Annotated in this window: 11 protein-coding genes, 1 pseudogene and 1 riboswitch; of the genes and pseudogenes, 5 read left to right on the forward strand and 7 right to left on the reverse strand. The window is 70.1% G+C overall.

From position 1 onward, the window contains the following. Window position 1: 1 nt before the first annotated feature. The gene (locus tag OG520_RS17895; RefSeq protein ID WP_266416058.1) at window positions 2-220 is read left to right on the forward strand and encodes a ferredoxin; all 219 of its coding nucleotides are present in this window, start codon (window positions 2-4) and stop codon (window positions 218-220) included. Between the two features lie 127 nt (window positions 221-347). On the opposite strand, the pseudogene OG520_RS17900 reads toward OG520_RS17895, so the two are convergent. Then, a pseudogene (locus OG520_RS17900) lies at window positions 348-761 on the reverse strand (ABC transporter permease); the annotation flags it as partial. A 110-nt stretch (window positions 762-871) separates the two neighbouring features. Beyond that, the gene (locus OG520_RS17905; RefSeq protein WP_406013829.1) at window positions 872-1,336 is read right to left on the reverse strand and encodes an RICIN domain-containing protein; all 465 of its coding nucleotides are present in this window, start codon (window positions 1,334-1,336) and stop codon (window positions 872-874) included. Between the two features lie 445 nt (window positions 1,337-1,781). Between OG520_RS17905 and OG520_RS17910 the strand changes: the two genes are divergently transcribed. Beyond that, complete coding sequence (locus OG520_RS17910) at window positions 1,782-2,681, forward strand: hypothetical protein (protein WP_406013830.1); 900 nt, start codon at window positions 1,782-1,784, stop codon at window positions 2,679-2,681. 144 nt (window positions 2,682-2,825) lie between these two features. Next, window positions 2,826-4,067, forward strand: a complete 1,242-nt coding sequence (locus OG520_RS17915; RefSeq protein ID WP_399331212.1) for a hypothetical protein — start codon at window positions 2,826-2,828, stop codon at window positions 4,065-4,067. A 309-nt stretch (window positions 4,068-4,376) separates the two neighbouring features. Here the strand turns inward: OG520_RS17915 and groL are convergent, their stop codons facing one another. From groL to thrC, 4 genes are all read right to left on the reverse strand, one after another. Continuing rightward, window positions 4,377-5,999 carry a chaperonin GroEL gene (gene groL, locus OG520_RS17920; protein ID WP_072487928.1) on the reverse strand — a complete coding sequence of 541 codons (1,623 nt, stop codon included), beginning with the start codon at window positions 5,997-5,999 and terminating at the stop codon, window positions 4,377-4,379. Window positions 6,000-6,403: 404 nt separating this feature from the next. Then, window positions 6,404-6,610: a cold-shock protein gene (locus OG520_RS17925; RefSeq protein WP_003967346.1), complete on the reverse strand. Its 207-nt coding sequence runs from the start codon at window positions 6,608-6,610 to the stop codon at window positions 6,404-6,406. Window positions 6,611-7,031: 421 nt separating this feature from the next. Beyond that, window positions 7,032-7,310: a MoaD/ThiS family protein gene (locus OG520_RS17930; RefSeq protein ID WP_072487929.1), complete on the reverse strand. Its 279-nt coding sequence runs from the start codon at window positions 7,308-7,310 to the stop codon at window positions 7,032-7,034. Between the two features lie 30 nt (window positions 7,311-7,340). After that, window positions 7,341-8,663, reverse strand: coding sequence for a threonine synthase (gene thrC / locus OG520_RS17935; protein ID WP_399331209.1), 1,323 nt, complete (start codon window positions 8,661-8,663; stop codon window positions 7,341-7,343). Window positions 8,664-8,680: 17 nt separating this feature from the next. Then, a riboswitch (SAM riboswitch) is annotated at window positions 8,681-8,807 on the reverse strand. Between the two features lie 153 nt (window positions 8,808-8,960). Here thrC and OG520_RS17940 point away from each other — a divergent pair. After that, entirely contained in the window at window positions 8,961-9,917 is a 957-nt protein-coding gene (locus OG520_RS17940; RefSeq protein WP_406016513.1) for a glucosyl-3-phosphoglycerate synthase, read from the forward strand. Between the two features lie 54 nt (window positions 9,918-9,971). After that, window positions 9,972-11,375 (forward strand): trehalose-6-phosphate synthase, encoded by a 1,404-nt coding sequence (locus OG520_RS17945; protein ID WP_406013831.1) that lies wholly within the window; start codon window positions 9,972-9,974, stop codon window positions 11,373-11,375. Between the two features lie 13 nt (window positions 11,376-11,388). Here the strand turns inward: OG520_RS17945 and otsB are convergent, their stop codons facing one another. Continuing rightward, window positions 11,389-12,267 carry a trehalose-phosphatase gene (otsB, locus tag OG520_RS17950; RefSeq protein WP_389977816.1) on the reverse strand — a complete coding sequence of 293 codons (879 nt, stop codon included), beginning with the start codon at window positions 12,265-12,267 and terminating at the stop codon, window positions 11,389-11,391. Window positions 12,268-12,365: the final 98 nt, after the last annotated feature.

Below are 12,365 nucleotides of genomic sequence, written 5' to 3' on the forward strand. Positions count from 1 at the left end.
CATGACCTGGAACGTACGCGTCGACCCCCAGCTCTGCCAGGGATCGGGCATGTGTGCCGGAACCGTCCCCGAGGTGTTCGCCCTGGACGGTGAGCACGCCCGCGCGCGGGCCGACGGGATCGAGCCGGACGAACGGGTCCTGGACGCCGCCGACATCTGCCCGGCCCTGGCGATCACCGTGCACGACGGAACCACCGTCATCGGCCCCCGCCGCGACTGACCTGCCCCACCCCGCCCTGCCCGGTGTGCCGGAACAAGGAGAGGCAGTTTCTGCCTTTCCCCGCACACCGGGCCCCGGACCACGGACCACGGCCCACGGGCCCCGGACTCCGGATCCGTCCGCCGGATCAGTCCCGCCGGATCAGCTCGGGATTCACCCGCCGCCCCACCAACGGCAACGCCCCGACCGCCACCACACCCAACGCCGAGAACAGCAACAGCGGAACGCCCTCCCCGTCCCAGAACAGCGCGCCGCCCCCGGTGATCAGATAGCTGGACTCGGTGAGCTTCCCCGTCACCAGCGCAAGCAGCAGCCCCACCACCAGCGGCAACACCACCTGGGCACACTGCACCGCACGCAGCGTCCGAGGGCGCGCGCCGAGTGGGGCGAGCGCGGTGACCTGGGCTCTGCGTTCAACAGCCCGGTCCGTCACGGACACCAGATAGGCCGCGACACCGGTCACCAGCCCCAACACCGTCCCGGCCCCGAGCAGCGCCTTGACGACCGCGATCTGCTGCATGCCCTCGACGTTCGTACCCACCAGCGCCGCACCCTCTCACGCGCCGGACCGCCGCCAGGCGCAACGCCCGACAGAAACGTGACCGGGCCCGGAGCTCAAGCCCCGGGCCCGGTCACGGAATGTGCGGCGGACTAGCCGAGCCGCTGCAGGAACCACTGGGGCCTGCCGTCGGGGAGAACGACCGCGCGGTCACCCTCCGTGGTCAGATAGCCGAGCTCGCCCCGGCCGAGGGCGATGGCCACCGGCGCGCCGCCGTCCGGGCCCTGGATCGACCACTCGTCGGGCTGGCTGCCGCACCGGTCCACCCATACCACCGGCGGGTAGATCCGGATCGGCGAGAGCGCCAGGCAGCGGCCTTCGCCGCGCGCCTCGACGATCCGGGCCAGGCCGTTGCCCTGGTTGCGGATCTCCCACACGGTGCCGGGGTTGCACGGCTCGACATGGCCCCCGAGCGGGCCTTCGCCGCCCGCGAGACACTGACCGCTGCGCGCGTCACGGATGAAGTAGGCGCCGTCGTCGGCGGCCTGGGAGGGGGTGGCGAGCGCCAGGACCGCGACGGCGGACGCGGCCAGCGACAGGATGGATCGGATACGCACGGGACTCCTCGTACGAGTTGAGTGGGGAGTGGTTCGGGCCCGATCGGCCCGGCACTCAAGATCACAGGAGCCCGCCGCCCTTTCCCCGATTCCCGCATCGCGCCCCAACAGCTCCACCCCGTCAGCAGCGGCGCATTCGGAGCACACCCGGCGCATTCGAATCACCGCACACGCCCCCTCCTGCCAGGGACATTCCCCCCGGAGCTCAAGCCGCGAAGTCCGAGCGCTCTTTCCGAGGAATGGGAGGTGGGCCACTTCCCACCCACCCACCCCGAGCGGCGAGTTGACTTTTCGTGACCGACTTGCCACGGACGGTGGCGACGCTCTAGCGTGCCGAATACAGAACGTCGCAGAAACGCAGAACAACGCAAAACGCAGAACGGCCCCTGCCGGTGGTGGAACACCAAACAGGGGCCTGACCACTTCGATCGTCAGGAGCGATCTAATGGCTGACGGCCAGCTTAGTGCCGCCCCGTGCGCACCGCACGTATCCCTGCCCACGCCCCCGGCCCCGCACCCGATGGCCAATCCGGGTTACGGCAAGCGCTCGGCCTCCGACCAACATCCGCGTACCGAACGCGATTTCGCGCACCTCCCGCCCCGTGAGGCGTCCATCGCCGCGTACCTCGACCGACTGCCCGAGGGCGCCGACATCTCCGTGAAGACGCTGGCCAAGGTGCTCCCGTACGGGCAGTGCGCACTGCGGACCGCCCTCAACCGGCTGCAGGACGCCGGGCATCTGCGGCGCGGCAGCGAGTGCGTCGCCAACGACGAGGTACTGCTCTGGGTGACCCGGACGTTCTTCTCCCGGACCGCCCGGGACGACGAGTGGTGGGCGGCGTTCACCCGGGGCGACGTACCGCCCGAACGGCCTCAACGCCCCACTCGTTCCCGCGCGTTCGCACTTCTCGCCGCGCTGGGCCGTACCGCACCCACGCTCACGCTGTCGGCGGCGGACTGCACGACACTGGAGCCGCAGGTCACCGACTGGTTCGAGCGAGGCGCCACGGAGGCGGAGCTGCTGCACGCCCTCACCGACGGGCTGCCCGCCCCCGTCCACCACCCGGCGGCCCTCGTCCGCAGGCGGCTCACCGACAAGATGCCGCCCGAACGGGTCACTCCAGCACAACAGCGGACGGTGTTGCGCACCCTCGAATGCAGCGAGTGCCGCTCGCCGGGCAGCGCGGAGGCCCTGATCGGCGGCCGGTGCAGGCCGTGCCGGGGCGAATCGGTCGCCGTACCCGCCGGGCCCGGCGGAGCCGTACCGGCGGACGGCGTACGCGGCCGGATGAACGAGGTACGGGCCGGACTTGCCCGACGGTCCGCGCGGCCGAAGTCACGCTGACCCGGGGAGGCGGGAAGCCGCGCCGGGTGTCCGAAACCGGCTCCCACCTGGGGGTGGTTTGATCCGCTTTTCCTGGGCCGGTGACTACGTTGCGTGTTCCTCTTGGCGCGCATCGTAATCAACCATCCCAAAGGGGAACGAACCATGTCCGAACCGTCCCACGAGCAGATCGTCTCCGGACTCCGCGACAAGCCCCCCATCGCCCTGGCCCCCGGCCCCCGCCTGGACGCCGAGAAGCCCGTCTCGCTCCCACTGCCGCCCAGCACCGTGTGGGACCTGCCGGGCGGTACCGCCTGGGTCTACTACGGCGAGGGGAACACCGGTCTCGTACGGCCGGTCATCTTCGCCGACGGCTTCAACACGGGGCCCAGCGAGCTGGAATTCTCCTGGGAGATCATGGAGTTCGGTGACTACGCGCTCATCAGCGAGCTGCGCCGCCGTGGCCATGACGTCATCCTCCTCGGCTTCCATGAGCGCAGCGCGTCGATTCTGGACAACTCCCGCACCGCGCAGGCCGCGATCATGCAGGCCATCGCGGAGCGGCTGGGCGACACACCGCTGGCCGTCGGCGGGTTCAGCATGGGCGGGCTCGTCACCCGGCATGCGCTGGCCAAGCTGGAGTACGAGAGCATCGACCACCAGACCGCTCTGTACTTCTCGTACGACAGCCCGCACCGAGGCGCCTGGATCCCGATCGCGCTCCAGGCGTTCGCGCACTACATCAAGGATCTCGACAGCCGGTTCTCCGACCAGATCAACAGCCCGGCCGCCCAGCAACTGCTGTGGCGGCACATCGAGAAGTGGGACGACACGCCGGACCAGAGCGTCTTGCGCGCCCAGTTCCTCGCCGAGATGGAAGCCGTCGGCCAATGGCCGCGCCGACCCCGGCGGATCGGTGTCGCCAACGGCGTGGCCGACGGCACCGGCACCGATGTGCGGGCGGGCGAACTGGCCCTGGAGGGCAAGGGCCTGTCGATCGTGGGGACCAAGCTCTACACTCAGGCGCCGGGCCCCGACGAACTCGTCGCGAAGCTGCGCGTGGTGACGCTGAAGACCAACGAGGTGCGTGCGAACGGACTCCCCTCGATCGACGGCGCACCCGGCGGCTCGCTGGAAGGCTTCGGCATCCTCGCCGACGGGCTCAACGCCCTGAGCCCGTTCCTCGGCTTCAAGACCGACGTACGCATCCGGTCGCACTGCTTCGTGCCGGCGGTCAGCGCGGTGGACATCCGCGATCTGGACACGGACGAGGAGCTGTACGCGGACATCTCCTCGCTCCCGGAGGACGAGAGCGGGCTGGACGAGTTCAAGCTCGCCTCCCGGAACGAGGGACACACCCTCGTGACGGAGGAACTCAGCACCTGGCTGCTCGACCGCCTGCCGTAGCGCGGGTCGGCGGGCGGGAGCGTCACGGTGCCCGACACCCCGTCATACCGGGAGCCGGACGCCCACGACGGAATGGGGGCCGCGGTATCACGCGCCCACGATGCTCCGGCGGGCATCGTGGGCGCGTCCACCGCACGCCCACGGGGAGCCGCGGCTGGAAGGGCCGATGTGACGCCGACCGGTTCGCGGCACGCCTCGTACCCGGGCGCACAAGCACCGTTCGCCCCGGAAACGACATCGGGCCCCTGGACCAGCTGGTCCAGGGGCCCGACGCGGCAAAGCTGTACAGGAACTACCGATCCGTCAGGATCAGAAGTCCATGTCACCGCCCGGCATGCCGCCCGGAGCGGCCGCGGCGGCCTTCTCCGGCTTGTCGGCGATGACGGCCTCGGTGGTGAGGAACAGCGCGGCGATGGACGCGGCGTTCTGCAGGGCGGAACGCGTGACCTTCGCCGGGTCGAGGATGCCCTCGGCGATCATGTCGACGTACTCGCCGGTCGCGGCGTTCAGACCGTGGCCGACGGCCAGGTTGCGCACCTTCTCGACGACGACGCCGCCCTCGAGACCACCGTTGACGGCGATCTGCTTGAGCGGGGCCTCCAGCGCCAGCTTGACGGCGTTGGCGCCGGTCGCCTCGTCACCCGAGAGCTCCAGCTTCTCGAAGACGGCCGAGGCCTGGAGCAGAGCCACGCCACCACCGGCGACGATGCCCTCCTCGACGGCGGCCTTGGCGTTGCGCACCGCGTCCTCGATGCGGTGCTTGCGCTCCTTGAGCTCGACCTCGGTCGCGGCACCGGCCTTGATGACGGCCACGCCGCCGGCCAGCTTCGCGAGGCGCTCCTGGAGCTTCTCGCGGTCGTAGTCCGAGTCGGAGTTCTCGATCTCGGCGCGGATCTGGTTGACGCGACCCTGGACCTGGTCGCTGTCACCGGCACCGTCGACGATCGTCGTCTCGTCCTTGGTGATGACGACCTTGCGGGCGCGGCCGAGCAGGTCGAGACCGGCGTTCTCCAGCTTGAGGCCGACCTCCTCGGAGATGACGGTGCCACCGGTGAGGATGGCGATGTCGCCGAGCATGGCCTTGCGGCGGTCACCGAAGCCCGGGGCCTTGACGGCGACGGACTTGAAGGTGCCACGGATCTTGTTGACGACCAGGGTCGACAGGGCCTCGCCCTCGACGTCCTCGGCGATGATCAGCAGCGGCTTGCCGGACTGCATGACCTTCTCCAGCAGCGGAAGGAGGTCCTTCACGTTGCTGACCTTGGAGTTGACGATCAGGATGTACGGGTCGTCGAGGGACGACTCCATGCGCTCCATGTCGGTGGCGAAGTACGCCGAGATGTAGCCCTTGTCGAAGCGCATACCCTCGGTGAGCTCCAGCTCCAGACCGAAGGTCTGGGACTCCTCGACGGTGATGACGCCTTCCTTGCCGACCTTGTCCATGGCCTCGGCGATGAGCTCGCCGATCTGGGTGTCGGCGGCGGAGATGGAGGCCGTCGAAGCGATCTGCTCCTTGGTCTCCACGTCCTTGGCCTGCTCCAGGAGGGCGGCGGAGACGGCCTCGACGGCCTTCTCGATGCCCCGCTTGAGGGCCATCGGGTTGGCACCCGCGGCGACGTTGCGCAGACCCTCGCGGACGAGAGCCTGGGCGAGAACGGTGGCGGTGGTCGTACCGTCGCCGGCGACGTCGTCCGTCTTCTTGGCGACCTCCTTGACCAGCTCCGCACCGATCTTCTCGTACGGGTCCTCCAGCTCGATCTCCTTGGCGATGGAAACACCATCGTTGGTGATCGTGGGGGCGCCCCACTTCTTCTCAAGGACGACGTTGCGACCCTTGGGGCCAAGGGTGACCTTGACGGCGTCGGCGAGCTGGTTCATGCCGCGCTCGAGACCGCGCCGGGCCTCCTCGTCGAACGCGATGATCTTGGCCATGTGAAGTGGTCCTCCCGGACAGGGGTGGATTTCTCCGGACCGAGTGGCGCCCGCGACGGACGGCCTGCGTGACCGGTGGTTCCTTGCCCCACCGACCTGCGGGCCTCACCGGCCCGGTCCAAGTTCTGTCACTCTCACCTGGAGAGTGCTAACGCCAATGATTAGCACTCGACCCCCGAGAGTGCAAGCGTCCCCCTCGGGATGTGGACACCGCGCCGGGGCGCGCAGGAGGCAGACACGGCACGCGCGGGAGGCATGCACGGCGCGCGCAGGAGGCGTGCACGCCGCCCACGGAAGGCATGCACGCCGCGCGCGGGACGCACTGAGGGCCCGTACCCCCGGGGTACGGGCCCTCAGTGCGTGAGTGCAGTGCGTGAGTGGCGTCGTTGGCCGACCGCTCGAACTCAGCCGACGGCGAGCTTGACCATGTCTGCCTGCGGCCCCTTCTGGCCCTGCGAGATCTCGAATTCAACTCGCTGACCCTCTTCGAGGGTGCGGTATCCGTCCATCTGGATCGCGCTGTAGTGGACGAAAACATCCGCACCACCGTCGACCGCGATGAAGCCGTACCCCTTCTCCGCGTTGAACCACTTGACGGTGCCCTGAGCCATGCCTAACTCCCCTATTACTGGCCCTTGCGCAGGACCGCACTTCGCGGACCCGGGTCAGAACTCACCCTCCGACAGGAGAGGGTGGGTGCGCCGGAACGCGTCGACCGCGGCTGAATGTATCTGCCCAACTGCCCTCTGCAACAGGTCAATCGGACGAGAATTCTCGGCAGAACCGAACGCCCGGATATGCGGAATTCATATGAATCCTGGGCAAGTCGGGCCAGGCAAAGGCGACTTATGCCTCAAGCGGATCGCGCACTTTGGCTGCATCTTGTCGTGGCCGGGCGCATTCTCGTATGCGGGCGGCACGGGCAGCTGGGGGGACTTCCCACACTGTACCGCGCTCAACCATGCAGAATTGCCCCCTCCGTTTCAAACACGGAGAGGGCAATTCGATTACGCGGTGCGGTCGGACGGGGCGTCAGCAACCGCCGGCCACGGCCGGGATGATCGAGATGCCGGCGCCGTCCGGCGTGGCCGTCTCCAGGCCGCCCTCGAAACGCACGTCGTCGTCGTTGACGTACACGTTCACGAAGCGGCGCAGCTTGCCCTGGTCGTCCAGGACGCGGGCGGCGATGCCCGGGTGGTTCTGCTCCAGGGACTCGATGACCTGGGAGAGGGTCGAGCCCTCGGCCGGGACCTCGGCCTGGCCGCCCGTGTAGGTGCGGAGGATGGTGGGGATGCGGACCTTGACGCTCATGGTGGGTGCCCTTCCTGAAGTCTCGGGTGGTCAGCTGGTGGCGAGGCCGGCGGCGCGGAACGCGTCCAGGCTGGGACGGATCGTCGCGGTCGCCTGAGAAGTGTCGGCCACCGCGTCGAGGGTCTTGAGGCCGTCACCCGTGTTGAGTACGACGGTGGTCAGCGACGGGTCGATCAGACCGGCCTCGATGAGCTTCTTCGTCACGCCGACCGTCACACCGCCCGCCGTCTCCGCGAAGATGCCCTCGGTGCGCGCCAGCAGCTTGATCGCGTCGACGACCTGCTCGTCGTCGACGTCCTCCACGGCACCGCCGGTGCGACGGGCGATGTCCAGGACGTACGGGCCGTCGGCCGGGTTGCCGATGGCGAGGGACTTGGCGATCGTGTTCGGCTTCTGCGGCCGGACGATGTCGTGGCCGCCCTTGTACGCGACCGACACCGGCGAGCAGCCCTCGGCCTGGGCGCCGAAGAGCTTGTACGGCTTGTCCTCGACCAGGCCGAGCTTGATCAGCTCCTGGAGGCCCTTGTCGATCTTCGTGAACTGCGAGCCGGACGCGATCGGGATGACCAGCTGGTCCGGGAGCTGCCAGCCGAGCTGCTCGCAGATCTCGTAGGCCAGGGTCTTGGAGCCCTCGCCGTAGTACGGACGCAGGTTGACGTTGACGAAGCCCCAGCCCTCGCCGAGCGGGTCGCCGATGAGCTCGGAGCAGAAGCGGTTGACGTCGTCGTAGTTGCCCTCGATGCCGACCAGCTCACCGCCGTACACCGCGGCCATGACGACCTTGCCCTGCTCCAGGTCGTGCGGGATGAACACGCAGGAGCGGAAGCCGGCGCGGGCGGCGGCGGCGCCGACGGCACCGGCGAGGTTGCCGGTGGAGGAGCAGGAGAGGGTGGTGAAGCCGAAGGCGCGGGCGGCCTCGATGGCCTGGGCGACGACGCGGTCCTTGAAGGAGTGCGTGGGGTTGCCGGAGTCGTCCTTGACGAACAGCTTGCCCTGCTCGACGCCGAGTTCACGGGCGAGGTTGTCGGCCTGGACGAGCTTGGTCCAGCCGGGGTTCAGGTTCGGCTTCTCGGCGACATCGGCGGGGACCGGCAGCAGCGGCGCGTAGCGCCAGATGTTGGCCGGTCCGGCCTCGATGCGCTTCTTCAGCTCTTCGGGGGAGCCGCTCGGAAGGTCGTACGCGACTTCGAGCGGCCCGAAACAGGAAGCGCAGGCGAAAATGGGGCCGAGTTCGAAACGCTCGCCGCACTCGCGGCAGGAAAGGCCCGAGGCGGGACCGAGGTCGACGGCTTCGGCGTTGGCGTCAGCGTCGGCGGAAGAATTGGTGCTTACTGCAACGGTCTGCGCAGCCATGGTGGCGAGGCCCTTTCTCCTCATCTTCCTCGCGGCGCGTTTCGCCACGAGACGGAATTGGCACCTTCCCCACCTGACCTCACGGTCGGCGGGGGGGTTGCCGGGACTTCAACGGGCCGTTCCCTCAGTCCCTCTGGATGAGCGCTGTGGCACCGGATCTTCGATCCGGGCATTTATCGGCGGCCGGACCCCGGCATGCGATGGTCGTCCGCGTTGTTCAAGACTGTAACCGAAGCACCGGACTGTTGAGATAGTCGTCCGAACCGCGAGATGGATCACATACAGGGAGTATCGACCGTGCTGGAAGAGGTCGAATGCTGGCTGGCCAGGCGTTCCTGGTCGGCCGCCGACCGCCCGTTGGACCGCCTCCTGGCCGCCAGGGCCACGGCCGGGGAAGCGGGCCGCGGGAGCGTCAGTGTCGTACTGCCCGCGCTGAACGAGGAGGCGACGGTCGGCAAGATCGTCGCGACGATCCGGCGCGAGCTGATGGAGAAGGTCCGGCTGGTCGACGAGCTCGTGGTGATCGATTCCGGTTCCACGGACGACACCGCGAAGGTGGCCCGGGAGGCCGGCGCCCGGGTGGTGCACCGGGACGCGATACTCCCCCGGATACCGGCCGTGCCCGGCAAGGGCGAGGTGCTGTGGCGCTCGCTCCTGGTGACCGGCGGTGACATCGTGTGCTTCATCGACGCCGATCTGAAGGACTTCTCGGCGGACTTCGTCTCCGGCATCGTCGGTCCGCTGCTGACCGACCCGGACGTGCAGTTCGTGAAGGCGATGTACGACCGCCCCTTCGGTGACACGGCGGGGCAGGGCGGTCGCGTGACCGAGCTGGTGGCCCGTCCGCTGCTCAATCTGCACTGGCCGCAGCTGGCCGGTTTCGTCCAGCCGCTGGGCGGCGAGTACGCCGTGCGCCGCTCCCTGCTCGAACGGCTGCCCTTCCCCGTCGGCTACGGCGTGGAGCTGGGCCTCCTGGTCGACGCGCTGCACACGGTGGGGCTGGACGCGCTGGCCCAGGTCGACGTGGGGGTGCGCAAGCACCGGCACCAGGACGGGCAGGCGCTCGGCCGGATGGCGGCGGCGATCTACCGGACCGCGCAACTGCGGCTGTCCCGCGGCCACCTGGTACGCCCGGCGCTCACCCAGTTCGAGCGCGGCGCGAACGGCTTCGTACCGCGCACCCATGCCGTGGACACCGAGGAGCGGCCCCCGATGTGCGAGATCGAGGAGTACGTTTCGCGCCGCGCGGCCTGACGTGGCCTGACTTCGCACGTTTGGGCGGTTCGTGATCGGGCTAGATTCCGCAACATGGTCTCCGAGCACGAAGCCCAGTCCACCGCCCGACCCTCCGCCCAGGTCCTCGTCGCGTCCAACCGCGGCCCGGTGTCGTACACCCTGGGCACGGACGGATCGCTCGACGCGAAGCGGGGCGGCGGCGGGCTCGTCTCCGGGCTGAGCGCCGTCGACGACAAGCTGTGGGTGTGCGCGGCGCTGGGTGACGGGGACCGGGAGGCGGTCCGGCGCGGGGTCGGTGAGCCGGGCGTACGGATGCTCGACATCGACGCGGACGTGCACGCCGACGCGTACAACGGCATCGCGAACTCGGTGCTCTGGTTCGTCCACCACATGCTGTACCAGACGCCGCTGGAGCCGGTCTTCGACGCGGAGTTCCGGCGGCAGTGGGCGTCGTTCGAGACCTACAACCGGGCCTTCGCCGAGGCGCTCGCCGAGGAGGCGGGGCAGGGCGCCGCGGTGCTGGTGCAGGACTACCACCTGGCGCTGGTGCCGGGCATGCTCCGCGAGCTCCGCCCCGACCTGCGGATCGGGCATTTCTCGCACACCCCGTGGGCGCCCGTCGACTACTTCCGGCTGCTCCCCGACGACATCGCCGAGCAGCTGCTGCACGGCATCCTGGGCGCGGACCGGGCGGCGTTCCTGACCCGGCGCTGGGCGGACGCGTTCATCGGCTGCTGCACCCAGATCCTGGGCGGCACCGGGCGGACCAGGATCGGGGTGCACGGTCTCGGCGCGGACGGGGACTTCCTGCGCCGCCGGGCGCACGAGGCCGATGTGGACGAGCGGATGGCGGCGCTGCGCGAGCAGACCGGCCCCGGCCGGAGGACGATCGTACGGGTGGACCGAACGGAACTGTCCAAGAACATCGTGCGCGGCCTGTTCGCGTACCGCGCGCTCCTGGACGAGCGGCCCGAATGGCGCGGACGCGTCGTCCATGTCGCCTTCGCGTACCCCTCCCGGCAGGACCTCGCGGTGTACCGCGACTACACGGCCGAGGTGCGACGGGTCGCCGACGAGATCAACGCCGTGTACGGCACGGAGAGCTGGACGCCGGTCGTGCTGCACGTCAAGGACGACTTCGCCCGCTCGCTCGCCGCGTACCGGCTGGCCGACGTGGCGCTCGTCAACCCGATCCGCGACGGCATGAACCTGGTCGCCAAGGAGATCCCGGTCGTCTCCGACCACGGCTGCGCGCTGGTGCTGTCGCGGGAGGCGGGGGCGTACGAGGAGCTGGGCAGCGACGCGGTCGTGGTGAACCCGTACGACGTCTCGGCGACGGCGACGGCGCTGCACGAGGCGCTGACGATGGCGGAGGACGAACGGGCCGCGCGCACGGAACGCCTGGCCGCGGCGGCGGTCGCGCTGCCGCCGCAGCAGTGGTTCCTGGACCAGTTGGACGCGCTGCGGCGGGAGTGAGCCGCCCGGGGTGTCAGATCCGCCGGGCCAGCCCGGCCAGGAAGGCGACGACGTCGCCCGGTCCGGCCAGCAGCAGGTCGGCCCGCTCGGCCAGCTCGGGCACCTCCGCGCTGCCGCTGCAGACCAGCAGTCCGGGGATGCCGTCGGGGCCCTCGGTGCGGAGCTTCTCCACCGCGGCGTACGCGGCGAGGTCGCCGAGGTCGTCGCCCGCGTACAGCACGGACTCGGCGTCCGTCTCCCGTACGTACTGGGCAAGCGCCACGCCCTTGTCCATGCCCGGCGGGCGCAGCTCCAGGACCAGCCGGCCCGGCTCGACGATCAGTCCGTGCCGGGCGGCGAGCTCGCCGAGCGGGCCGCTCAGCGCCTCGAACGCGGCCTGCGGATCGGCGGCCCGGCGGGTGTGGACGGCAATCGCCCGGCCCTTCTCCTCGATCCAGGTGCCGTGCCACGAGCCGGCCCGGTCCAGCACGCCCGGGAGCTCGGCGCGGACCGCGGCGATGCCGGGGTGCGGGGCGGGGGCGTGGACGGTACCGGACACGGCGTCCCAGCGTTCGGCGCCGTAGTGGCCGAGGACGACGAGGTGGTCCAGGCCGGGCACTCCGGCGAAGCCGCCGTGCCGGACCGCGACGCCGGCCGGGCGGCCGGTGATCACGGCGATGGAGGCCACCTTCGGGGCGAGCGCGGCAAGGGCCGCGACGGCGTCGGGGTGGGCGCGGGCCTGCTCCGGGTCCGGGACGATGTCGGCGAGGGTGCCGTCGAAATCGAGCGCGATGACGGCGCGGTCGGGGCGGGCGAGAATCGCGGCGAGGGCCTCTTGGCCGGCCGGGGTGGTGGGAGTCGGGAGCGCGGACGGGGTTTCGCTCGGTGTGGGTGCTTCGGGGTTGCTGCCCATGGGGCGAGCCTATAGCGGAGGGCCCGGAACCGGCTCGCCCGCGGCGTGACGGGCGAGGAGCAGCCGGCCGCCACACGCGCATGAGGCATCTCGAACGG

This window comes from Streptomyces sp. NBC_00984 (genome assembly GCF_045162475.1).
Taxonomy (GTDB): Bacteria; Actinomycetota; Actinomycetes; order Streptomycetales; family Streptomycetaceae; genus Streptomyces.